Origin of the sequence: Bradyrhizobium sp. CB1717, from assembly GCF_029714325.1 — a bacterium.
Lineage (GTDB): Bacteria > Pseudomonadota > Alphaproteobacteria > Rhizobiales > Xanthobacteraceae > Bradyrhizobium.
This window is the reverse complement of sequence record NZ_CP121666.1, coordinates 2,099,899-2,124,889: the sequence shown is the minus strand read 5'-3', so window position 1 is coordinate 2,124,889 and position 24,991 is coordinate 2,099,899. Positions and strand designations below refer to the sequence as shown.

The 24,991-nt window shown below is 62.0% G+C and carries 18 protein-coding genes; 10 read left to right on the top strand and 8 right to left on the bottom strand.

Annotated features, from left to right (window positions below):
* The first annotated feature begins 32 nt into the window (after positions 1-32).
* Complete coding sequence (locus tag QA649_RS10100; protein WP_283024045.1) at positions 33-1,244, top strand: glycosyltransferase family 4 protein; 1,212 nt, start codon at positions 33-35, stop codon at positions 1,242-1,244.
* A 71-nt stretch (positions 1,245-1,315) separates the two neighbouring features.
* Complete coding sequence (locus tag QA649_RS10095) at positions 1,316-2,707, top strand: hypothetical protein (RefSeq protein ID WP_283024044.1); 1,392 nt, start codon at positions 1,316-1,318, stop codon at positions 2,705-2,707.
* Between the two features lie 12 nt (positions 2,708-2,719).
* Here the strand turns inward: QA649_RS10095 and QA649_RS10090 are convergent, their stop codons facing one another.
* Both QA649_RS10090 and QA649_RS10085 read right to left on the bottom strand, forming a co-directional pair.
* Complete coding sequence (locus tag QA649_RS10090) at positions 2,720-3,952, bottom strand: glycosyltransferase family 4 protein (protein WP_283024043.1); 1,233 nt, start codon at positions 3,950-3,952, stop codon at positions 2,720-2,722.
* A gap of 155 nt (positions 3,953-4,107) precedes the next feature.
* The gene (locus QA649_RS10085; protein ID WP_283024042.1) at positions 4,108-5,139 is read right to left on the bottom strand and encodes a glycosyl hydrolase 53 family protein; all 1,032 of its coding nucleotides are present in this window, start codon (positions 5,137-5,139) and stop codon (positions 4,108-4,110) included.
* A gap of 548 nt (positions 5,140-5,687) precedes the next feature.
* Between QA649_RS10085 and QA649_RS10080 the strand changes: the two genes are divergently transcribed.
* Together QA649_RS10080 and QA649_RS10075 are read left to right on the top strand one after the other, a co-directional pair.
* Complete coding sequence (locus QA649_RS10080; protein ID WP_283024041.1) at positions 5,688-10,049, top strand: RHS repeat protein; 4,362 nt, start codon at positions 5,688-5,690, stop codon at positions 10,047-10,049.
* Between the two features lie 66 nt (positions 10,050-10,115).
* Positions 10,116-10,412 (top strand): hypothetical protein, encoded by a 297-nt coding sequence (locus tag QA649_RS10075; protein ID WP_283024040.1) that lies wholly within the window; start codon positions 10,116-10,118, stop codon positions 10,410-10,412.
* A 118-nt stretch (positions 10,413-10,530) separates the two neighbouring features.
* On the opposite strand, the gene QA649_RS10070 is transcribed toward QA649_RS10075, so the two are convergent.
* From QA649_RS10070 to QA649_RS10045, 6 genes are all read right to left on the bottom strand, one after another.
* On the bottom strand, positions 10,531-11,967 hold the full coding sequence (locus tag QA649_RS10070; protein ID WP_283024039.1) for an acyltransferase: 1,437 nt from the start codon (positions 11,965-11,967) through the stop codon (positions 10,531-10,533).
* A gap of 35 nt (positions 11,968-12,002) precedes the next feature.
* Positions 12,003-12,554, bottom strand: a complete 552-nt coding sequence (locus tag QA649_RS10065; protein ID WP_018644055.1) for a serine acetyltransferase — start codon at positions 12,552-12,554, stop codon at positions 12,003-12,005.
* A 31-nt stretch (positions 12,555-12,585) separates the two neighbouring features.
* Complete coding sequence (locus tag QA649_RS10060) at positions 12,586-14,040, bottom strand: lipopolysaccharide biosynthesis protein (RefSeq protein ID WP_283024038.1); 1,455 nt, start codon at positions 14,038-14,040, stop codon at positions 12,586-12,588.
* Positions 14,041-14,088: 48 nt separating this feature from the next.
* Positions 14,089-15,141, bottom strand: coding sequence for an acyltransferase (locus tag QA649_RS10055; protein WP_283024037.1), 1,053 nt, complete (start codon positions 15,139-15,141; stop codon positions 14,089-14,091).
* An 87-nt stretch (positions 15,142-15,228) separates the two neighbouring features.
* Positions 15,229-16,587, bottom strand: a complete 1,359-nt coding sequence (locus QA649_RS10050; RefSeq protein WP_260385667.1) for a hypothetical protein — start codon at positions 16,585-16,587, stop codon at positions 15,229-15,231.
* A gap of 4 nt (positions 16,588-16,591) precedes the next feature.
* Positions 16,592-17,776 carry an acyltransferase gene (locus tag QA649_RS10045; protein ID WP_283024036.1) on the bottom strand — a complete coding sequence of 395 codons (1,185 nt, stop codon included), beginning with the start codon at positions 17,774-17,776 and terminating at the stop codon, positions 16,592-16,594.
* A 266-nt stretch (positions 17,777-18,042) separates the two neighbouring features.
* On the opposite strand from QA649_RS10045, the gene QA649_RS10040 reads away from it, so the two are divergent.
* From QA649_RS10040 to QA649_RS10015, 6 genes are all read left to right on the top strand, one after another.
* The gene (locus QA649_RS10040) at positions 18,043-19,422 is read left to right on the top strand and encodes an O-antigen ligase family protein (RefSeq protein WP_283024035.1); all 1,380 of its coding nucleotides are present in this window, start codon (positions 18,043-18,045) and stop codon (positions 19,420-19,422) included.
* A complete protein-coding gene (locus QA649_RS10035) occupies positions 19,347-20,105 on the top strand; it encodes a hypothetical protein (RefSeq protein WP_283024034.1) in 759 nt (252 codons plus the stop codon). The genes QA649_RS10040 and QA649_RS10035 overlap by 76 nt, the downstream gene beginning before the upstream one ends.
* Positions 20,106-20,264: 159 nt before the next feature.
* The gene (locus tag QA649_RS10030; protein ID WP_283024033.1) at positions 20,265-20,906 is read left to right on the top strand and encodes a transglutaminase-like cysteine peptidase; all 642 of its coding nucleotides are present in this window, start codon (positions 20,265-20,267) and stop codon (positions 20,904-20,906) included.
* 329 nt (positions 20,907-21,235) lie between these two features.
* A complete protein-coding gene (locus QA649_RS10025) occupies positions 21,236-21,823 on the top strand; it encodes a hypothetical protein (RefSeq protein ID WP_283024032.1) in 588 nt (195 codons plus the stop codon).
* A gap of 20 nt (positions 21,824-21,843) precedes the next feature.
* The gene (locus QA649_RS10020) at positions 21,844-24,054 is read left to right on the top strand and encodes a GNVR domain-containing protein (RefSeq protein ID WP_283024031.1); all 2,211 of its coding nucleotides are present in this window, start codon (positions 21,844-21,846) and stop codon (positions 24,052-24,054) included.
* On the top strand, positions 24,038-24,838 hold the full coding sequence (locus QA649_RS10015) for a hypothetical protein (protein ID WP_283024030.1): 801 nt from the start codon (positions 24,038-24,040) through the stop codon (positions 24,836-24,838). The genes QA649_RS10020 and QA649_RS10015 overlap by 17 nt, the downstream gene beginning before the upstream one ends.
* Positions 24,839-24,991 lie beyond the last annotated feature (153 nt).

The window sequence follows — 24,991 nt, the reverse complement described above, 5'->3', positions numbered from 1 at the left end:
ATTTGGCTGGAAAGCTGGACAGACCTTTTCCGATGAAGATCCTTATCACGTCATCCCTCTATCCGACGCCGTTGGCTCCGAAGGTGGTCGGTGGCGCGGAAACATTCGTCCGCCGCCTCGCCGAGACCCTGGTGGGGCAGAACGACAGCGTGGAAGTGATACGTGCCGCGTCTGTCTCGAACCAGCCAATGGAAAGCTGCAACGGCATCGACGTGTATTCGGCGCCCGTGCACAATATCTATTTCCCCTTCGCCAAGCAGCACAGCTCGCCCGCGCGCGGCATCTGGCACGCGATCGAGGACTGGCAGCAGATGTCGGAGATCGTCGCAGCCAGGATCAAGGCGTTCAAGCCTGATATCCTGCACTCAAACAATCTTTCCGGGCTGACCACGGCCGTATGGCGGACCGCGGCGGAGCTCGGCATTCCGGTTCTGCACACGCTTCACGATTACTATCTCACCTGCCCCCGCTGCTCGCGCTTCTCGGACGGGCACGCCTGCGAGGCGAGCTGCATGAGCTGCCAGCTGCTGACCTTTCGCCGCCGCGGCGCGACGAGACATCTGGACGCCGTCGTCGGCGTCAGCCAGCGCATTCTCGACATCCATACCCGGCTCGGTCTCTTCACGCAGACACCGCTCAAGATCGTCATTCGAAACGCCTCGACGGCCGACGTCGGCAGCGAAGAGACGGCCATCGTCGACGGCACCGTCACCTTCGGCTTCATCGGCCGGCTGACCGAAGAAAAGGGCATCTACAATCTCGTTCGCGCCATCGCGACGCTCCCGCCCGAGCGGATCCGGCTCGTCATCGCGGGGCACGCCTCCGAGAGCCAGCGCAAGCAGATCAAGGAGCTGGCCCCGAACGCGCGGATCGAGTTTCTCGGCTTCGTGCAGCCGAAGCAGTTTTACGAACAGGTGAACGTCGTGGTCGTGCCCTCGGTCTGGGAAGATCCAAGCCCGCTCGTCGTCGCCGACGCGCAAGCCGCTTGCAAGCCCCTGCTCGGCACCCCCTTCGGCGGCATCCAGGAATCGATCAAGCCCGGTTTGACCGGCTGGCTGACGTCACCCGATCCGGCCTCGATCGCCAAGAGCATTCTGGCGATCGTCGAATCTCCTGAGCAGATTCAGGAGATGAGCGGTCGATTGAAGTCCGGCATCGATAAATGGGCCTTTGACGACGTGGTCACCGGTTATCGCAACGCCTTCGACCAGATCATGCGCAGCCGCGGCATGGCTCGCACCTGAGACAGGCGGACTGAGATGCCGCTGACGCCCCTCGACCATTCCCCCCTATTCCCTCACGCGCATCGTCAGACATGACCAGCCTGCTCGCATTCGGCAGCTATATCTACCAGAGTGCGTCCGCGATCATTCTGATCTTCGCCGTCAGCCATATCCTCTCTCCGGCCCAGTACACCTCGTTCTCGCTGGCGCTGGCGACGAGCCAGCTGTTCTGCGTCTTCGTGTTCGAATGGCTGCAACTGGCCGGCGTCCGCTTCCTCGCCGCCGCTTCAGGCGCAGAGGCGGCGCGTCTGCGGTTCTCGCTGTTTGCCGCGGGAGGGCTCAGTGCGCTGGTTCTGCTGCTCGTCGGCAGCGTGGCTGGGCTGTTGGGTACGCTCGAGGCAGGCGTCGTCGCCCTGGCGCTGGCGCTGGCCGTGCTGCAAGGCGGCACCGATCTGTATTTCATGATCGTGCGCGTGTCCGATCGGCTGGCGACAGCATCAGCCCTGCTGATCCTGCGCGCCAGCGTACTTCTGGCCGGCGCGGTTGCGGCCGCGCACCTCCACGGCACCGCGGCGGCGACGCTGTGCGGCATCGCCGCGGGCTACGGCGCCGTGCTTCTCGTGAGCCTGGTCGTACATCGCATCTCGCTGCAGCGACCGTCGCGGCATGCGATGCTGGCGGATTGGGGCAATTTCTGCCGCTATGGCATCATGGCCGCGGCCGCCTCCGTCATCCATCTCTCCGTCCCCGTCACGCTGCGCCTGATCGTGATCGCCACGCTCGGCCGGGCCTCGACGGGAGCCGCCGGCTTCTCGATGGCGATCGACCTCCTGCAACGGCCGTTCTCCGTTCTGGTGGCTGCCATTCACACCGTCTGCTACCCCAATGTCGTCGTTCAATTCGAGCGCAGCATCGACGGCGAAGCGCGCAGGACGACCGCCCGCATGCTCGACTTCATCCTGTGTGCGACGATCGTCATGCTGGGCGGGTTGATCGGCCTTCTGCCGGACGCGGCGCACCTGTTCGTTCCGGCCGATCTACTGGTCGATTTTCTCGGCGTCGCACCGGTCGCCGCGATCTTCTATTTTCTCCACACCCATCTTCAGGCCACGCTGGCGATCGTGCCGCATTTGACCAAATCGGCAACGCGGCTGGTGGTCGTCGCGGCGTGCCAGCTGGTGCTGGTGTCAGCGGCAGCTTCGATCGGCGCGTTGCTGCATATATCGGTCGCGGGACAAATCGCGAGCGCGGCACTGGCCACCGCGCTCGTCATCCTCTTCGCCAGCGGCCCGCTGATCCGGTTCCGGGCGGCGCCGCGCGCGCTGCTGATCGTTGAGGCAACCGTCGCAGCCGCCGCGGTCGCCATGCTCGCGACGGCCCCCTCGGATTCCCTGCTCTGGCTTGCGGGGAAGATCGCCGTTGCCGGCCTCGCCGTCGTCCTGGTGACGTGGCGAGGCGACCTGCTGGCTTCGGCACGCAGCTAGAGCAAGCCTAGATCAAGCCTTCACCGCGTGAGCCAGCGCAGTGCCGCTGGTATCTCCGGTCAAGCCGTAGATCCTGAGGGTCTCGTCGACCATCGGCCCGACGCCGAAATATTGCTGGGCGCGCGCAAGGGCATTGCGCGACAGCGCAGCGCGGGTTGCGGGATCTGCCACTTTCTCAAGCGCCCCGACGAGCGCATCGACGTCCTCGAACGGCACGATGAAGCCGGTCTGACCTTCGATGATCTGGTCCGTCGCGCCCCCCGCCGGGGTGCGCACGGGAACCAGCCCCGTCGCCATGGCTTCGGCAACGCCGAGCGGGAATCCCTCGAACCGGCTCGGCAGCGCGAACACGTCGGCGGCCCAGAGGATCTCGCGGACGTCGCCCATGAAGCCGAGGAACTTGAAGGTGTCCTTGTCCTTCTCATCGGCAAAGGCAAACGACTTGATTTCCTTCTCGCGCTCGGCGCCGCCGCTGCCGACGAAGTAGCACTTGATATCGATGGGCGAAGGCGTGGCGCGGTCACGGATCTTGCGCGCCGCCTTGATGAGAAGGTCGTGGCCCTTCACCCAGGCGAGACGGGCCGCCAGCAGGCACATGAACTCGCCCTCGGCGACGCCGAATTTCGCGCGGGCATCGCGGCGCTCGGCATCCGACGGCGGGCGGAAATGCACGGTATCGACGCCGCCATACACCTTGGCGATCCGGTTCTTGCCGAACAGCACGTAGCGCCTGAGATGCCGGAGCGATTCCTCCGACATCAGAATGAGGGTGTGCGGAAAGAACAGGTTGAAGAACAGGATCTGGACCGGGCTGAACGTCGACTGCGGCGCATTCTGCACCTTGTCGATGTTCCCAAGCACCGATGGATGATAGGTCGCCACGCAGCGCGCGCCGGTCAGCAGCGACAGCAGCCGCCCCCACATCAGCATGCCGAGCCCATGGACGTTGATCACGGAGATGTCGTTCTCCCGGATCAGCTTCCAAAGCTGGATGAAGATCGCCAGCGCGGGCAGCTTGCGAAGTCCGGGAACGACGTGCCACTGCTTGACGGCCGCCGCCAGCTTCTGGCGCTTGTATTCCGACTTCTCGTCCGACCGCACGATGCCGGAGACCAGGTGGATCTGCACGCCGCGGGCGTGCAGCCCCGTGGCCAAGGTCTCGCAATAGGATGCAATCCCGTCATTGCAGTTCACGACCTCAACCAGAAACATGACATTCGGGGCGCCCGACATGGGATCCTTCATGGGAATGGCCTTCTACTCCGTTCGATCAACGAGACTTTAACCTGTGCTTAGCGGCAAATTTCGTGCCGTGCCAGCGGTTTGCCCGCAATAGCTTTGCGCGCCTAACATATTGACGTTGCGGATCTGCGACAGTCGACAGGCCGGCAAAAGCGGCTTCAGAAGCCGCGTTTCTTCAGTTCAGCGGCTTCCTCCGGAGTGAGCTTGCCCCCCGCAAAGCGCGACACGAGGTAGAGCGCGACCTTCGGTCGGTCCAAATCGTACATCAGGCCAAAGCGGTTTTCCGGAGGCTTCTTGGCCGGCTCGTCGACGATTTGGTAGATGTTGATGGCATCGACCACGACGTCCTTCTGGTCCCTGATCGCCGTCAACATACCGTTCAAATTCCGCAGACAACGCTCGGTTGCAGCGTCCCCAGGAGCGTTGCCGTAATCGGGCTTGTAGATCTCGCCGCAATTGACCTCGTTGAAGAGAACGTGCCGGCGATAGGACGCGAGCTTCTTGAACAAGTCGAAGCGCGGGTTCCAGCCGTTCCAGGCATGACGCATATCCTGTCCCAGCACTTCATAGTAATGGTAGGAAATCAGGTCATAGTGCACGCCGCGCGACTCCATGAAATCCAGGAAGCCGAACATCGTGGAGGTGGTGTTCAGGATCTTCTTCAGGTGCAATCCGCTCTCCTGGTTGATCCGGTCGATCGCGTCAGACGCCCCGCGCAGAACGGCGGCCCAATCCTCCATGGCCGGCATCTCGAACTCCGCAGCGGTCATCCCCTGGCCGAAAAGGCGCTTGTCGTTGCGGTCGCGCGCAACGAGATTGATCTCGTTCTCCAATTCCCACTGATCGATCTCATTCTTGAACTGTTTCACGAACGCATACGTCCGGTTGTATCCCTGCTGATACAATGCCTCGCGATCACCGGCAGGATACAGGCCTGCATCGGTGCGATCGCCCCAACGGAACGGGAAGCCGAAGACCGGCTGCAGTCTTATCCCGTAAGCCTTGGCCAGCTGGAATGTCTTCGCGAACGCCGGACCTCCCGTCTGCTCGTTGTCCTTCGTCAGGTTCACGCCCCATCTGATCACGGTGAAGCCGCGCTCCCTCATCACGCGAAAGAACGGCTCGGGATCCTTTCGCATCGCTGCGGGTCCGTTCAGGCCCCACTCCAGAGCCTCGGCAGACGACGACACCGACGCGCTCGTCGCCGCGACAAAAAGAAGCGCGCTGATCTTTGCTAGAAAGTTCCATCGCATCCGAATTCCTGGCTCCTCGCAGCTCTCGGGAAACTTCGGCAGACTCCAGTCGAGCCTTCGACGCCAGAACAGTCGTCACATTCGAAGTTCGGCCCGTGCATTTACGGCAACCCGCTTCTAGGCAATTCGATCTGCTCTGGCCATAGGCTTAATGGCGCTTAACACAATCGAGCTCGATGCTGCCTGCGCGACAAGCAGATGCGCTTTGATTGAGCAGCGGCACAACATCGATGCAACATCGTCGTTGCCTCGCCATCGCGACGTCATGCTGCAAGCACATTAGCGTGGTCTTCACAGATGAAGCTCAGTGTAAGCAAGCAGAGATTCGTGCGCTGTGAGCGCCGCGCAGGAAAGTCTCAACGAGAGAATTTCCGGGGTGCTTTCATTTTTACCGATCTCACCAACTCGAAAAACAGAGATTGGCCGATACGACAGACACAGGCGGCAACGAACTCTCGCGTTCCAGAAAAGGCTCTGAAATACCGATGACCACCGCATCACCAGATCAGACGATCCTGTCGGCGAGCACCTTCATCAGTTCCATCGGCGTCAATACCCACGTTGGTTATGGGTGGGGAGGCTACAACAACCTCGCACTCGTAGAGGACAACCTCAAATATCTCGGTGTTACGAAGCTGCGCGACGGACTTGCGACGAGCCCGGCCGCCCAACCGGTCATCGATGGCCTCGCCAAGGACGGGTACAAGTTTGACCTCGTGGTCCAGTCGAAGGTTGCGATCGGCGGCACCTCCGCGCTCCAAGATTATCTCGATGCGGTCAAGGCGTTCGCGACCAGCCATCCAGGCAGTGTCATCGCGCTCGAGGGCCTCAACGAGGTCAACGTCGATGAATTCAACTACGACGGAACCTTGACCATAGAGGCCGCGGCGCGGTTCCAGACCGCCTACTACAACGCCATCAAGGCCGACGGCACGCTCAGCAAGATTTCGGTCTACAACCTGTCGCTGGGTTACAACGACACCACCGACTACGCAAAGCTCGGAGACCTCTCGGGCTCGACGGATTACGCCAACTCCCACGCATATGTCAGCACGAGCCTGACGCCCGCGGCCGCCCTTCAAGCCCTGCTCGGCAATGCCACGTCGGTGACCGGCACCGATCCGGTCGTGATCACCGAGACCGGCTACACCACCAAGAGCGACACACCTTATATTGGCGCCAACGAGAACGTGCAGGCGAAGTCGATCCTGAACACGTTGGTCGATGCCTACAAGGACGGCGTCAGCACAACTTATCTCTATCAGCTGCTCGACGCTTCGGCGAGCAACGATCCCACGGACTCCGAATCGCACTGGGGCCTGTTCAACAGCGACGGAACTCCGAAGCTCGCCGCGACCGCGGTCCACAACCTGACGACGATCCTGGCCGACGACGGCAAGGGCGGCAATGCGCCGACCGCGTCGCTGAACTATACGCTCGACGGCCTGCCTCCGAGCGGGAACAGCATGGTTCTCGGCAAGAGCAACGGCGCCTACGAACTGGTGGTGTGGGCGGAACCCAAAGTCTGGAACGACGCGACCGACACCGAGATCTCGAACCCGACCAGTTCCGTTACGGTGAACCTCGGCAGCGTCCATCACCTGATCAGCGTCTACGATCCGCTGAAGGGCAGCACCCCGATCGCCACCTATACCGACGTCAGCCAGATCGTGGTTCCGGTCTCGGACCACCCGCTGATCATCGAGATCGACGCTCCGACAGGAGGCGGCACGACGCCGCCCGCCGTGACCGATGTCAGCGGAACCGCTGAGGACATCGTGTCGCAGATGTCCGAGCTGAACGGCTCGGCTTCGCTTCAGACCATCACGCTCACCGACACGCACGTGCTTCCGGTCGCCTCGATCTCGACCATGGAGTACATGATCTCGCACTATACGAAGGCGCTGGCGGCGATCCAGGGCGGCTACCAGTTCTCCGTCACCAATTCGACCGACACCTGGAGCGTGACCAAGGTCTACGACTCCTCGGCAAGGCTTGTATCGACGAGCACATCCAACTTCACGAACGGCGTCATCACCAGCAAGGCCACGATCAATACCGACGGCTCGACGGAGAGCATCGCCTACATCGACGGCAAGATGGTGCGTGACGTCACGGTCACTGCGATCGGCGACAAGGACACCAAGACCTACGATGCGAGCGGCAATTTGATCGCGGACCTCGTCCAGAACAAGGACGGATCCTCCTCGAACACGCTCTACTCGGCCGGCGTCAAGACCAAGATGTACGTCACCAATGCCGACCGCACGCACGACAACTACTATTACAACATCACCGGCCAGTCCTACACGACCGAGCACGACCAGCTCGACGCCAGCGGAAGGCTGCTCTCCGTCGTCCGCACGCATGCCGACGGCTCCATGGCCTACAGCCAGGTCTTCAACAGCGACGGCAGCAAGGTCACGACCCTGTACGACTCCACGGGGCACAAGACCACGATGATCACCGTCACATCGGCGGCGACCACGACCAACCTCTACACCACGGATGGCTCGCTCAAGCAGACGATCGTGCAGACGACCTCCGGCAACGTGACCACCACGAACTACAATGGTTCGCTGCTGGCGTCCGTCTACGTGGTCAATGCCGACGGGTCCAAGGATTCGAAATTGTATGACGCCAAGGGCGTCATCGCGAGCGACCTGCTTCAAAACGCCGACGGCTCGTCGTCGAACACGCTCTATACGGGGGGCGTCAAGACCAAGACCTATGTCACCAACGCCGACGGCAGCCGCGACAACTATTATTTCAACATCACCGGCCAGTCCTATACCAGCGAGCACGACCATCTCGATGCAAGCGGCAAGGTGCTGTCGGTGAGCCGAACGCATGCCGACGGCACCATGGCCTACAGCGAGGTGTTGAACGGCGACGGCAGCAAGGTCACGACCCAGTACGACTCCACGGGCCACAAGACCTCGGTCGTCACCACGACGTCGACGGCCACCACGACCGAGTTCTACACCACCGCCGGCGTGCTCAAGCAGACGGTCGTGCAGACGACCTCCGGCAACGTGACGACGACCAACTACAATGGCGCGCTGCTGGTGTCGGTCTACGTGGTGAACGCCGACGGCTCGAAGGACTCGAAGCTCTACGATTCCAACGGCATCATCGCGAGCGACCTCGTTCAGAACAAGGACGGCTCGTCCTCGAACACGCTGTACACGGCCGGCGTCAAGACCAAGGCCTATGTCACCAACGCCGACGGCAGCCGCGACAACTACTATTACAACATCACCGGCCAGTCCTACACGACCGAGCACGACCACATCGATCCAAGCGGGAAGCTGCTGCTGGTCAGCCGCACCCATGCCGACGGCTCGATGGCCTACAGCCAGGTGCTGAACAGCGACGGCAGCAAGGTCACGACCCAGTACGACTCCACCGGCCACAAGACCTCGGTCGTCACCGTCACGTCGTCAGCCACGACGACCGATACTTACGACCCGTCGTCCGGCGCACTGAAGCAGGAGATCGTCAAGACGAGCTCCGGCGACACCACGACGACGAACTACAACGGCACGCGGCTGGCATCGGTCTACGTGGTCAACGCCGACGGGTCAAAGGACACCAAGCTGTACGACTCCAACGGCATCATCGCCAGCGACCTGGTCCAGAACAAGGACGGCTCGTCCTCGAACACCGTCTATTCGGCCGGCGTCAAGATGAAGCTCTACGTCACCAATGCCGACGGCAGCCACGACAATACCTTCTACAACATCACGGGCCAGAGCTATACGACCGAGATCCAGCACCTTACCGCGGCCGGCACGCTGACGACCCTGACCCGGCTACATGCCGACGACACGCTTGCCTACAAGCAGGTGATCAACAGCGACGGCAGCAAGGTCACCGATCTCTACGACAGCACCGGTCACAAGACGAGCGAGATCCTCAACGGCACCGATGGGTCGACCACGACGGACACCTACGATTCGTCCGGCGCGACCACCCAGCACGTCGTCAAGACCGCCGGCGGCGATGTCACGACGACGAATTACGCGAACGGGCTGAATTCGTCGATCTATGTCGTCAACGCCGACGGCACCAAGGAGACCAAGCTGTTCGACAGCAGCGGCAGCCTCTCCAGCGACTACGTGCTGAACAAGGACGGGTCGAATTCGACGACCATCTACACGTCAGGCGTCAAGACCAAGGCCTACATCAACAATGCCGATGGCAGCCACGACAACTACGCGTACAACATCACCGGCAAGAGCTACGTGACCGAGCACCAGCACCTCGATTCCTCGAACAAGGTGACGCTACTCGAACGCTCCCACGCGGATGGCACGCTCGACTACACGCAGGTTCTCAAGTCGGACGGCAGCAAGATCACGGATGTTTACGACAGCACCGGGGTCAAGACGACGGAGACCATCAACAACGCCGACGGCAGCTCCGACATCTTCAAGTTCCAGCTCTCGGGCCTGCCGGGCGCCGTCGAGCACGACAGCTACAATTCCAGCGGCTCTCTGCTCGCGATCGACGTGACCAACAGCGACGGCACCCACAGCGTCACCGCGGTGAGCGCGGGACTGACGCTGGCCGGCGGAAGCGGCAACGACGTTTTCTCCGCGGCGCCGGGCACCACGACCGTCATGTTCGACGGCGGCAACGATCAGATCAAGAGCTTCCACGCCGGAACAGCGTCCAACCACGACACGATCGAAATCCTGAAATCACTGGTGGCCGACTACAGCCATTTGCAGATTTCGCAGTCGGGCTCGGATACGCTGATCCAGCTCTCGACGAACGACTCGATCCTGTTGAAGAACGTGAATTCGACGACGCTCGATCACGGCAATTTCCTGTTCGTCTGACACGATGACAAGCGCCGGCAGGTGTGAACCTGCCGGCGCAATGACGGCACCCACAGCGTCACCGCGGTGAGCGCAGGACTGACGCTCGCCGGCGGAAGCGGCAACGACGTCTTCTCCGCGGCGCCGGGCACCACGACCGTCATGTTCGACGGCGGCAACGATCAGATCAAGAACCTCCACGCCGGAACAGCGTCCAACCACGACACGATCGAAATCCTGAAATCACTGGTGGCCGACTACAGCCATTTGCAGATTTCGCAGTCGGGCTCGGATACGCTGATCCAGCTCTCGACGAACGACTCGATCCTGTTGAAGAATGTGAATTCGACGACGCTCGATCACGGCAATTTCCTGTTCGTCTGACACGAAGACAAGCGCCGGCAGGTGAGCCTGCCGGCGCGATCTCTGTGACAACAGGACGAGCGACTTCAGTAGGACCGGAGCGCAGTGGCCGCGCAGATGTCGAACTCCCGGCCGGCAGTCATTTCCGTACGGCTGCGTCCTCAATCTCCATGACTGTACGATCGGGCGCCGACAAGCGCAGTCGTGCAGGCCATTTGATTTTCTTGAGAAGTTTCCTGGCGCCCAGCGCCGGGCGTTCGACACACCACCATGAAAAGGCTGCAAAGCAGACAGTTGCTACGACAGCCGCTGCCGATCCCAGGTTCAGACCCGGCCACAGATGAGCAAAGGCCTGCTGAAGCGGGAACCCGTACAGATAGATGCCGTAAGAATAGTCTCCGCTGAGCATGACCTTGTTTCGAGCGGGATTGGCAACCCCCAGGAACACCGTCACGTATGTCAGCGGGACTGCTACGACAAGGTCGCCATTGGGAAGGCGGAGCAAGAAATACGAAACCGCCAGGGCGATGCCGAACAGCGCAAAAGACCACTTGATCTTGCTCGCGTAAAAGTAGAACAGCACGCCAACCAGAAACGATATCGGCAGCACCGCGGCCTTGGCAGTCAATGGCGACTTCGCCTCATGAACGCTGTACCAATACATCGCGAAGAGATGTGCTGCGACAATTGCGACGATCAACAGCGTCCTGCTCTTCTTCAAACCTGCAAACGCAAGTGCCCCGAGCACAATGTAGCAATCCAGTTCCCACGGGATTGTCCAGAGCTGCTGATTGACCATGTTCGGCCGCGGATTATCCAGAAACACGCCGGGCAGCGTGAAATGGATATATCCAATGATGTTCAGGAGGTAAGCCCAGAACTTGGGGTGCGAAAAATACTCGGAGAGCGGTAGCGCCGTGAACAAGGCGCCGATCACAAACGCGCTCAGGACAACTTCCGCAATCAGCGCAGGCGCAAGCCTGATGATACGGAGTGCAAAGAATTCCGGCAAGGTTTGCGTCCGCACCAGGCTGCCGGCGACCAAAAAGCCGCTCAGTGCGAAAAACATAGGCAATATGCAGGCCACCAGCGGGCGAACAACGGGCGTGAGATAGGCGCTGGCTGCCTCGTCGCCCAAACCAGTCTGGAAGATATGTACCGCGACTACGCTCAAAGCGAGAGCCAGTCTGAGATAGTCAAATCCAGTTGGCCGACCATTGGCCGCTGCAATCTTGTCCTCAAGCGTCATCGAATATTTCCAGAACTGCATTTGCCTAAACTCATAATGATTGCAGATGAGAAGCAATGCAACATCATTAGAGATGATCAGCAATGCATGTTGGTGCGAGGGTTTCACGCACGCATTGAGATCGACGACGGAACTGCCCGCATGCGGCTCAGAGACGTTCTGCGCCCGCGCTTGCTCCGTGGATTGAATCGCGAAGCGCTGATCGTCTCTCGTCAACGTCAGGAGAAAAGCCGTTCGTGATCCTCGGAGCGCCAAACATTCGCCGCGCCAGAGATTGTTGTGCTCACGCTCATGCGCAAGCGATTGCCTCCTGCCGTCGACGAACAACCAGACGGCAGGATGCGCGCGCCCGTCGCGCTGCTTCAGGCGCGCATGCGGCCCGGTGCTTGCGAGCGCACGACCCGCGCGGGTGCTCCCGCAGCGACGGAGTGCGGCGGAACATCACGCGTCACGACCGCATTGGCCGCGACGTTGGCGCCTTCGCCAATCGACGTCGGGCCGACGATGACGGCGCCGGTATAGATGACAACATTGTCGCCGATGGTCGGGCAACCCGGCTCATCCCAGGCGCGCCGTCCGAGCGTGACATTGTGATACAGCATCACGGAACGGCCGATCCGGGCGCCCTCGCCGATCACGACGCCGGTCGGATGCGGCAGAATCAGACCCGGCCCGATCTCTGCGAGAACCGAGATGTAGCAGCCGCGGCGCATCAGCGCTCGCACCAGCAGCCAGGTGATCTGATGCCCCCAGCGGGTCTGGAAGCGCAGCATCTTGGCTATCCGCCAGGTCGTGATCACGGCAAAGCCCGGGCTCGTGAGCAAGGCGATGAAGGCTGCCCCGACACCGGACTTGCCGGTGTTCGCCATCAGGTCCTCGCGCCACGGAATTCCCGCCTGAGGCTCGCTCCCCATTCCCGCTCCTGAAGACATCCACCAATCTCTACTAACTTGCCGAGGGAAGATTTGCCTGAATCGACGGAGCCGACCCACCAAGCAGCGACTGCACGCTGCTCCAGATCCGGCGCCTGAAGACCACATAGCTGCCGAGCACGATCAGCACATAGACCGCCGTCGCAATCAGCCAATGCGACAGGCTTGCAACATCTGCCTTCGTCGCGACGAGCGCACACGCGGCGCCGAGCGTCGTGGCGACGGTGGCCGGCATCAGGGCCCCGAACAGCGATGCATAAGGGACCGCGCAGCTCCTGGCTCCGATCACCAGCATGAGCGCGCAAACCAGGATCGATACGACCAGATACACGACAGCCACGGCCGTCAGCCCGAACGGCAACGCGATGAGGAAGGCGAGAATCATGCTGGCGCTGTTGGCGGTGCTCACCCAGAACTGAAGTCGTGCCTTGTCGTGCGCCAGCAGAACCGGGCCGGCATAGGCCGCGATCGACTGCGCGGCGCCCGCCGGCGCGAGAATGGCGATCAGCGGCAACACTTCCTGCCAGTGCGCCGACAGGAATGTCGCAACGGGATATTTCAGCCCGAATGTCAGATAGATCATCGCCGGGAACGTGATCATCGCCGTCATGCCGAGAACCGCGCAGATCGCCGCCCTGCGCCGCTCCTGTTCCCGCTCGCCGTTCATCCGGCTCAGGGTCGCCATCAGAACTCCGCCACCCGGCCACGAGAGGATCATCAGCGGCAGCGTCATGAACTGGAAGGCGAGACCGAACAGGCCGACCGCCGCCGCGCCCAATTTGGCGCCGATCATGAGATTGCCGACGTTTCTCGCAGCGAAGTTGAGGACGTTCGAAGCCAGCACCCAGCCGCCGAACGACAGCATCAGGGCGACGCTGCGCCATTTGAAGGACAGGTGAATGTGGCTCCTGGTGTTCACATAGAACGCGACGGCGCGTACCGCCTGCATCAGGACGTAATACGCGATCAGCGCCCAGATTCCCCAGCCCAGCACGGCGCCAGCCACGCCGACGATCGCAGCAATGAGGGCCGCTCCGGCCTCGATCAGGGCGATCGTCTGATACCGCAGGGACCGCTCCAGAACCGCGCGCGGTCCCATCGCGGAGATCGACAGCACCACCGAGCCCGAGAGCGCGGCCAGCACGGCCGGCAAGCCCGGCATATTGACCGCGGCGCCGAGCGGCTTCGAGGCTGCGGCCAGCACCAGGGCGCAGCCGATCCCGATCGCAACCATCAGGGTTGTCGCGGCACCGGCTTCCTCCTTCGTCAGCGAGCTCCGCTGGATCATCGCGCTCGACAGCCCGAGATCGGTCAGCATGGAGATGAAGGCGATGAACGGCAGCGAAAACGCCACGAGCCCGAATTCGGTCGGCGTCACGAAATAGGTGATCAGCAGCGTGATGAGGAACTGAACCGCCGACTTGACGACGTTCACGCTCGACATCGAGAGCAGATTCTTGATGATCATGACGTCACCCGTGCAGGATCCGGCTGAAACGATGGCATGGGGACGCGCTCAACCAACATAACGGGCTTCACGACGCACTCCGAAAAACAGGCCCCGCAGCGCCGGATCGAGCAAGCGGCGGAGTCTCACCTCGATCAGCTCGTAGCTGACCGTACCCGCTATCAGTGACGCCATCAGGCCGAGGCCCGCAAAGGCGGCCCAGAGCAGCCACAGATTGACGCCATGCGCCGCCAGCTTCACGCCGATGATCTGCAACGGGAATAGCGCAAAAGGATGGACCAAATAGAGGCTGTAACTGATCTTTCCAAGGAACTGGAGGAACCTGCCGCTCAGCGCCACGGCAACACCGGAGTCGGGAGCAAGGACCATTCCAAACAGCAGCGCCCCCGGGACCAGCCCGACCAGCGGATGCACATGTTCGATCGACACGTACATGGCGGCGCCGCAGACGATGCCGGCCAGTACCCCGCGCCAGCCGCCGATTCGGATCCGCCAGTCGATCAGACTGAACAGCAATCCGACGAGGAAGAAGGCGGCGATCGGCCGGAAGACAATGCCGGCAACACCGAGCAGGATGAACGGCGTCGCCAGCAGCCAGTTCCTGCGCTGAACCGCCATCACAAAGACAATCGCGAACAGAATGTAGAACGCCCATTCGTAAGCCAGCGTCCAGGCGTTCTGCTGGCCGATCGGCAATCCCAGCGCGTCCGGCAAGAACGCAAGATTGACGAAGAACAGCTTGAGATATGTCGCCAGGTCGATGCCCTTGAAGAACTTGTAGCCGACCAGGGGGCCCGCCGTGAACAGGATCAGATGCAGGATCACGAAGACGGGCAGGATTCGCAGGGCGCGATCGAGAAAGAACTTCGCGACACTGCGGTGGCGCATGAGGCTCGCCGGGATCAAGAAGCCGCTGATCATGAAGAACAGCTCGACCCCGTGCCCACCCATGTTGACCGTGGCTTCGAGCCACGGCCAGATCGGAGGCAGGAAGCCCGCCAGCAGCGGCATGTCCTGCAGATGCACGATCAGCACGCTGAGCGCCGCGACGCCGCGCAGCCCCTGGATCGCCTCCACGAAATTCTTGCTGTCTCCGCTCACTGCTGCGATCCGATCCCGAGATGAAGGAAAGTTCCGGACCGGAGCCCGCGCTGCGCACCGCAGCTCATTGCATATGGCAACATGGCCTCACGCCGGCCGCGAAACCAGATCATCGACATCAGGCGCCAGCGGCGCCGCGCTCGAGGCGATCCTGTCAGCCCTCCCCTTTTCTCGCGCGAAGACCTCGCTGAAGACCACACTCAGCATGATCAAGCCGCTTGCCGGACCATAGGCCAGGACAGTGATGGTGAAGAGATTCATCGCGACAGCGAAAGAGAGCTTGTAGATGTCCCTGGTCCTCGCGACCGCGAGAATGACCAGGATCACGAACACCACGAAGATCGGCCCGAACATCAGATACGTGCCGAGGTAGAAATTATCCACCGGCACGTAATAGCTGAGCTTGTTCGAGAACAGCAGTTGCGGATAGTTGAAGCATCCGAGGCCGCAGCCGAAGAAGAAGCCCACCGGCATGAGATCGGCCATGTAGACGAATGGCAGTTGCCAGCTGTTGTTGACGCGGTCCTGCAGGCTGTACAAGCTGCGCGATATGCTGACGAGCGAGCTGCCGGAGAACAGGGCCATCAGCAGCGCGGGTACGAGGATCGACAGGAACGACAGCAGCGCCATTCGGCGCAGCATGGGAAACTTCTCGCGCTCGGGCAGAAGCCGGACAATGACCAGACAAACGACGTAGATCACCATCACGCCCAGCGAGGTCTTGCTGGTCGTCAGCTTGATCGCATAGAGGCCGACCGGCGCCCAAAGCAGGCACCACAGCAGGCTGCGGCGCACCGACGTCACCACGTAGGTGATGAACACGAAGAAGGCGGCCATGGTGCTGTCGGCCGCAAGGCCAGCCAGCCGCGTCTCCGACGCCGCCCACCAGAGCCGGCTCGCCTGCCGCGTCCCTCCGAAGGTCTCGTAGGCGAAACCGACCCACGGCAGCTGAATACGGGAGGACAGGAAAATGCCGAAAATCGTGAGGTAAAAGAGGGGATGAATCCAGGCCAGCAGTCGCCGGTACTCGCCGAAATTGCGGCCGCAGAAGCAGAACCCCACGAACACCGGTGCGATCATCTTGAACGACGATATCATGCCGGTGAAGTAGCCGAGGAAAACGTATCCGAGATAAAGCGCAAACGCGATGTAGAACAGCGTCAGGATCGCAACCAGGCTTCTCCCCACCAGGATGTAGCGCTGGATGAACGCGAGGATGCAAACCATCGCGAAGATGTCGGGCAGGAACCAGATGGGGTCGATCTTGGCGACCGCCAGGTAATAGCGCAATGCGCCGGCGAGCGCGTCGCGATAGAAGTAGAGAACCAGCGCGATCGCCTCAAGATTGAAGGTCGAGCCGCTCGCCTGCGCGCCATCGTCGATGGGCGGTTCCGCGAAGCGGAAGCCCGGAGCAACAAGCGTTGAAGATGATGGATGAGCGGCCATCGATTCACTCGGCTGCGGCGAGCGAATTGGCTGGACGGGGCTTGAGCAGCCCGAGAACCAGCCGCGACCCCGGCATTTCGATGGTGGCGTAGGTCAGGTTCGAAAGCGCGAGCACCGCGCCAACGAAAGCGACGAGCAGCACCGAGGCTGGCAGGCCGGGCAGCAGACCATCCAACGACTGGAAACGGGCCGTTCCAACGCCGCGCGCAAAATATTCGAGCAGAACGAGCACCAGCGCGTGGACCATGTAGATCGAATAGGACCGCTTGCCCAGCCACACCAGCGGCTTCGCCGTCAGCAGTTCGGGCAAGGGACGATCGGGGAACACCATCAGCGACCCGAGCAGGATCGCAAAGACAACCGGCGCGACGAAGCTGATGACCGGCAGCCACCCGACCACCGAGATGATCACGATCGCCGTAACCGCCGCGCCGATCTGCACGGCCGACTGAAGCACAGGGCTCACGTCCGGCCGCACCATTGCCGCCGCGCGAACCGTCAGCACCCCGAGGAAGAAGCTGAGAATGCAACGAACGATGCCGAACTGATAATGAAAGTCCAGGGTTTCCATCCGCAGCACGAACAGGATGATTCCGAGGCTGCCCACAACGAGCAGGATCGAGAGGGCGTAGACCATGCGGACGTTCCTCGCGGCCTGCGCCACGAGCATGACGGCTGCGAAGACGAGGTAGGTGTAGAACTCCGCACTGATGCTCCAGCTCGGCCCGTTCCAGCTCAGATAGCCGATGATGCCGGACGCCTGCAGCAGCAGGAGGTTCACCACGAAGGAGACGTAGTTGTTGACCACCATCTCGGGTGACGCGAAGTGCAGGACGCCGATCGCCACCAGGCCCATCTTCATCAGTCGAAACGACAGGAAGGCGAGCAACGTCGCGAGGTGAAGCGGATAGATTCGCGCAATACGCCGCGAGACGAAGTCACGGAAGTCGAACCCGCCGAATTCCGACTTCATGTAGCTCATCGAAATGACGATGCCGCTGAGCACGAAGAACAGGTCGACGCAGAGCCACGAATTATGAAAGAACGCGACGTCGATCCACGCCCGATGCGGCAGGATCGTCTTCAGCAGCTCCGAGCCGACAAAATGGTGAACGACGACACACAAAGCCGCGATACCTCGAACGCTGTCGAGCGGCACGTAGTGAGCTTTGGGCTTATGAACCGGCAAGGCAGAGCACCTGACAATGAGCTAGAGCAAAATGCTGCGTCGCAACATAATGCCTTTCTTCGACCTGCGGTTCAACTGGCAACACCCAAATTGAACCGAGATTTATCGAGATGCTTAGCGCTCATCGTCGCTTGATGTTCGGCCGTTGCATCCATTGATGGTAAACGCGCCGATCGTGCTGAAATCGTGACAGGCTGCGCAATAACTTGATCTCGCGCGAAGTTCTGATAGCTCCGTCTGCGCTGAGCTGAATGACAGAGGGGCCTTTGGGCGCGATATCGCGATTTTTCGCCACAGCCGTGTTTGTGCTGGCGCCACTTCCGCTCGGATCCCTCGACCTCGTGTGGATTTGCTTCTGGAATTTTCTGCTCGTTTGCAGCCTGTTGACGGCTGATCTCTCCGTCGTGAGCCGTCGCAATGCCATGCTGCTGATTCCGGTGGCAATCGCCGTCACAACAGTGGGCGTCATGATCGCGTTACAAATGTGGAGCGCCCCTGCTGCACAATCGGCAGTCATCTGGGAACTGCCACGACGACTGTTCGGCATCGCATTGCCGGACCGCCTCTCCGCGACCGCGCGCGGTCCGTGGCTGGCGTTTGGTTCGGTCCTGCTGCTGTCGCTCGCCTTCACCCGCGCAATCATTCTTGCAAGCGATGCGGGAGCCGCGCGCTCGCTGCTACGCATACTGGCGTGGGCGGGCTGCCTGTATGCACTCTATGGAATTCTCGCCGAGCTGATCGCGCCTGACATGGTCCTGTTCAGGCAGAAGGACGCCTATCTGGGCTTTGCCACGGGAACGTTCGTCAACCGAAATACGGCGGCGACGTTCTGGGGCACCTGCGCTCTGCTGTTTCTGGTGCCGCTTCTGCGCAGCATGCACCGTCAGGAAGGCGGCGCGCCAGCGCAACCGAACTGGCGATCGCGGCTGGAAGAGGTCCTTTCCGCGCCGATAGCGCTCGGCGCAGGCTTCGCGATCTGCACGATCGCGCTCGCCATGACTGGATCACGGGCGGGCCTGCTGCTGTCGGTCGGTGCGTTCGCGCTCGCCATCGTCCTTTATCTCATTCCTCTCGAGCTCGGCAGATCGAGGAAATGGCTGGTCATCGGAGGTTCGGCGGCGGCGGCGCTGGTGCTGTTGCAACTCGTCGGCGGCCTCGTGGCCGGCCGAATCATCGAATACGGGCTGATCGATCCTCAGCGGCTTGCCGCCTATCAGACATCGGCGGGAATCATCGCCGATCACCCGCTGCTTGGCATTGGACTGGGCAACTTCGAGGCGGTTTTTCCCGCCATTCGGCCCGCAGCACTCGGCAGTCTCGGCATCTGGGATCGCGCTCACAGCACACCATTGGAAATTGCCGTCGAATTGGGCATTCCCGCCTTCGCCGTGATCGCGCTCGTCAGCCTCTGGTGCTTTTACCATTTGTTCACCGGCAGCTTGCGCCGGAAGCGTGATCGCTACATACCCGTTATCGGCGCAAGCGTCGCCGTGTTGGGGGTTACACATAGCTGCATCGATTTCTCGCTACAAATCCCCGGCTACGGCGTGTTTTTCGCGGCCGTTGTCGGATGCGGCCTCGCGCAATCGCTACCGTCACAATTTCGAAAAGAACGTGGCAAGTTGGTGCAAATCGAGTTAAACTGAAAATATTGGAATTGGGCAGGGCAATGATTTGGAATTTTGATAGGCGCTTTGGCGCGATCGTCGGAGCACTGGCGATGTTCGCCGGAACGTCGGCGGCATTCGGCGCAACGGGTGTCAGCTCGGGCTGCGTTGCCAACACCGGGATCGTTTCAGCGGAACGTGCGACCGACTTTCTCGCCAATCCGAGCGGCTTGCTCGACCAGTTCAAGGACGGACAAGGCGGCCTCGCATCGGCTGTTCGCGACCTCCTGACCGCCCGCCCCGAGACCGTCGAGGGCATTGTCTCCCTGGCGAAGGCCAGCAGCGCGGATCAAAGCCGCGCCATCGGCGCCGGCCTCGGCACTGCCGCCTCAACCTGCGTCCTGTCGCAGCCTCAGGTTGCCCAGTTGATCCAGGAAGCGGTCCTCAGGACAGAAAATCCCGACCTCATCACGTCATTCACCAGCATCACCGGCGATATCCCGACCGAAGCGACGAACGGCGCCGATCCGACCGGCGAGACGACGGCCGGAGGCGGCCCGGGCGCGACCGCTGCGGAAGCCCGCGCTGGCGCGGCAAGCTCGACGACGCTCACGGCCCTGAATCAAGCCGGCCCCGGCGCGGCGTCGCAGACCCTGTTCGCGGCGACGACGACTTCGATTCTGACGACTTCGGTTCTGACCTCGGTGAGCCCGTCGCGCTGATGACGGGCAGCGCTGCGTTGGCAGCGCATTAACCACCCCGCTCCGGCCGGTCCAGCGACCGGCCGATTTCGCTACAATTGTAAATTTCCGCGGAACCAAAGTTCAAATCGTTTGTGAGATACCCGTAGCGTCAACAAGAAAAGACGAGACGGGGATGTCATGAGCTGGATCATCAAATCGCTGGTCGCGATCGGGATCGCGTCGACCGGTGCCGCCGCCAAGGCCGAAATCGTGAACGACAGTTCGCTCAGTCAGGCGAAGGGTGCGTTCATCCGCGAGTACGACAATGCGCTCGCGCCGCTGCAGTTCGTCAAGTTCTGCATGAACAACGGCAGCGAATGCGCCGCCGACGCCGCAGAGCGGACCCTGCCCTCGGGCGAGCGGGCCATGAACACGCTGCGCGAGGTGAACAGCGCGGTCAACGCGTCGATCACGCCGATGCAGAAATCGACCAATCCGATGGTGGCACGCTGGACGATTGCGCCGTCCGCCGGCGACTGCAACGACTACGCCGTCACCAAGCGTCATCAGCTCATCGAGATGGGCTGGCCGAGCTCGGCGCTGCGACTTGCAGTTGTGCTAACAAATGGCGGCCAGGGCCATCTCGTGCTGGTCGCGCGGCTCGCCGACGGCGACTTAGTCCTGGACAATCTGTCCGCTTCGGTGCGCCCCTGGAATGCGGCGGAATACGAGTGGATCTCGATGCAGTCCGCCGGCAATCCGCGGTTCTGGGTCGCGATCGGCGAGCATGGCGAGCGCCTTCGCGCCACCCGTCTCGCGATGCTGCGGACCGTCCAATAACCGCACGACGTTTCAGTCTACCCGCCTCTCAGTCACAAGTTCCGGCAGGCGCGAGGAGATGGTCGATGGACCGTCCCTCGCGCCTTTGTCGTGGGTAGTGGTGTTTGCCTAAGAATCGTGCTTCACGCATGCGGACATGTGCAAACATGTCGCTGAATCTGCCCGATCGCAGCACAAGCTTCGTTCATGTTGAATTGCGGTGGCAAGGATGGCAATTCGGTCCGCGCTGGTTTATATTTTGCGCCGCACAAGAATTTGACATAGTTTTGGGCCATCAAGGACCTACGGCCTAAATCCCCCACACTGCCATCAATCCTTCGCAACGAGATATGAGCGCGATCCTCCTCAAACTCGATAGCTTGTTGCGTGGCCATGCTGTGGCCTCACGGATCGCTGCAGCCCTCGTCGTTGCACTGTGCGCGAGCTTCGCAACGCCGGTGCAGGCTCAATGCGTCGACCGCGCCGAGCGCGCCCCTCCGGCCGCAGTCAGCGCCTTCATCGCGGACCCGACGGTCATTCTTCGATCGTCAAAGAACGACAGAGACAAGCTGACGGGCCGGCTGACCGGGGTGCTGGTGACGGATATCGCTGCACTCGATTCGGTTCGTGCGATGCTGCGCGAGGCCAGCCAGGCCGATCGCATTGCCATCGGCGCCGGGCTTCATCGTGCTGAAGACCGTTGCGTGTCCACCAAGCCCGACGTCGCACGCAGGATCAGCGAGTTCGTCGCCAAGCTGCACGACGGCGCCGTGCTCAAGGGATATTTCGGGGACCAGGATGCGGCGACGGCGCCCGCGCCGGGCAGCCCCGCTCCACCTGCAGTGCCGGCAGGCTCAAGCTCGAGCGCCGGTCTGATGTCGGGTGAATGGAAGACCGAACTCGCCGATCCGTTCAAACCCGTCCCCCTTCCCGAGTGACAACCTCAAGATTTCCAGAAATGTTTCAGCCACGAGATCAGTTTCCGCACCGCCCGAGATATGCCATCGAGGTCGGTGGCACGACGCTCAGCGCCGAGCGCGCTCTGGACATCGTGCGACGCCAGTGGCCGCTGATCGCGGCCGTCGTGGCCGGCGCGCTCGCACTCGTTCTCGTCTACCTTATCGCCGCGACGCCGATGTACACGGCGAATGCGCGTATCCTGATGGACACGCGTCAGACCCAGGTGCTGGATAAGGACAGCGGAACGGCGAATGCGCTGATCGACCCGGGTTTCGTCGACAGTCAGGTCGAGATTCTCCAGTCCGACGACTTGCTGCTGTCGATCGTCCGGCGCTTGAAGCTTACCGAAGACGCGGAGTTCAACGGCTCGGAGCCCGGATTGATTCCGCTGGTCATCGGCAAGGTCATCGGGCTGTTCGGATCGGACGGCCCTCCCAGCAAGGAGCGGGTCGAGCGGGGCGCGGTCGAGCTGCTCCAGAAGAATCTCAAGGTCGAGCGCGTGCTGACGACCTATGTTCTCTCCATGAATTACCGCTCGATCGATCCGAACAAGGCTGCGAAGATCGCCAACGCGATCGCGGACGCCTATATCGTGGGTGCCCTGGAGGCGAAGTATCAGTCGACCAAGCGCGCCGGCGAATGGCTTCAGCAGCGCAGCGCCGAGCTGCGCGAGCAGGCGACGGCCAGCGACCGCGCCGTGCAGACCTTCAAAGCTGAGAACAACATTGTCGGCACCAGCCGCGGCCTGATGAGCGAGCAACAGCTCGCCGACGCCAACTCGCAGCTCGTCACTGCGCGCGCGGCAACGGCAGAAGCCAAGGCTCGCCTTGACCGGATCGAGGCGCTGCTCGACAAGGATCTGGTCCAGCCGACGGTCACGGACGCCCTCAACAACACCGTCATCACGCGACTTCGCGCCCAATATCTCGACCTCGCGGCCCAGTACGCCGACTGGTCGAGCCGTTACGGCAAGACGCACCAGGCTGCCATCAACCTGTCCAACCGCATGGAAGAGTTGCGCAAGGCGATCGCGGACGAAGTCCGCCGCATCGCGGACGCCTATCGCAGCGAATACGAGATTGCCAAGAGCCGCGAGACGTCGCTGGACGAAAATCTCAAGAATCTGGTGTCCCAGGCCAGCAGCACCAGCCAGGCCCAGGTCAAGCTGCGCGACCTCGAGAGCGCGGCGGACACCTATCGCAACCTCTACAACAACTTCCTCGAAAAGCTCCAGAACGCGACGCAGAATCAGAGCTTCCCGATCAGTGAAGCCCGCATCATCAGCACGGCGGTCAAGCCGGACAAGAAGAGTTCGCCCAAGACGCTGCTGGCGCTGGCCGGCGGCCTCCTCGGTGGCCTCTGCTTCGGCTTCGGTGCCGCCTTCACGAAGGAGCTGATGAGCGACGTGCTGCGCTCTCCGAGCGACGTCGAGGACCAGCTCGGGGTGAAATGCCTCGGTGTCCTCCCCGACATTCGTCCGGCAAGAACGTCGGCGGACCATCCGGAAGCGAACGTATCCAGTTACGTCGTCGAGCACCCGTTCTCACGATTTGCCGAGACGCTACGAAACATCAAGGTGTCGATCGACGTCGCGCGGCTCTCGCGCGAGGTCAAGGTGATCGGCATCCTCTCGTCCCTGCCGAAGGAAGGAAAAACGACGGTCGCCGCCAATTTCGGTCATTTGACCGCGTTGACCGGCCACCGCACGCTGCTTATCGACGGCGACCTCCATACGCGCTCGCTGACGCGGGCGCTGGCCCCCCATTCCAAGACCGGCCTCGTCGAGGCCCTCAAGGATCCGCGCTCGTTCGGCTATCACATCCAGCGCAGCAAGGAGAGCGGGCTCGACTTCCTGCCCTCCGTGGTCGCATCGCGCATGGTCAATTCGGCGGACGTGATCGCCTCCAAGGCAATGGCCGACCTGCTCGCGGTGGTGCGCGAGGAGTATGAGTACATCGTCATCGATCTGGCGCCGGTGATGCCGGTGACCGACGCGAAGGCGGTCAGCCATCTCGTCGACGCCATGGTCTACGTCATCGAGTGGGGCCGCACGAGCCGCAACGCGCTGCAGGAGTCGATGGCGAGCTCCGAAGGCATCCAGAAGAAGCTCCTCGGCGCCGTGCTCAACCGCGCCAATCCGAAGATGCTGAAGCGGATCGAGGCGTACAAAGGCTCGCACTACAACAGCTATTATGTCGAGGGAGCCTAGCGCCACCGAACCGGCAGCGCAGGCGGGAGAACGGGCGTTTCGCTGGCTTCTGCGCGGCTCGACCGTCGCACTCGCTGCGGTCACGCTGGTCTGGATTGCTGCCGTCGTCCCCGATGTGACCAATCCCGCGGTTCCGCAAATCGCAGGCCGCGTCGCGCGCGGCGAGCGCTATGATGTCGATCGGTTGAGATGGATCGTCGCGGACAATCTGCCGTCCGCGCGCCGGTTATGCAGCGCCAAGACGCTGCGCGAACTGCTGCTGCTGCAGCTCGCGATCGCCGACGAATCCGCGCGCACAGGCAACCCGAAACAGATCGACGTCGACACCGACGCGGTCGCGTCCACGAGCCGGGCCTTGCTGGCGTGCGCACCGACCGAAGCGCTGGGCTGGTTCGGCAGCTACTGGGCCGAAATTCGCCAGGTGGGCTTTGGACCGCGAACGGCGGAGCTGCTCGACCTGTCCTATCGCTTCGCGCCGCACGAGGCCTGGCTCCAGCTCATCCGCGCCCCGCTGGCGCTTCGCGTCTTCCACGCGGCCTCGCCCGCGCTCAAAGATTACGCCACCCAGGACTTCGCCGACATCTTCCAGGCCCGCCTGTTCCCCAGCGCCGCCACGCTCTATCAGGCGGCAGGGACGGAGGCGCGGATTGCGCTGCTCGACCGCACTTGCACGGCCCCCGAAGCCGATCGCGACCTGTTCTCGCATTTCGTCGCGGAGAAGGGACTGCGGATACGTCACCGCTGCTATCCAGCCGACGGCGACGGCTTTCGTGTGAGCCGCTAGACCTATTTCAGCTCGGTACGCGGCTCACCCTGCGAGCGGGTTTCGGGCAGGTATTGCAGGAAGAACGCGGTCGGCCCGCGGGTGCGCCAGCCGTGTCCGTTCGCAGCCCATCCCTGCGGGATCGCGATCGCACCACCGAACGCGGTCGGGCCG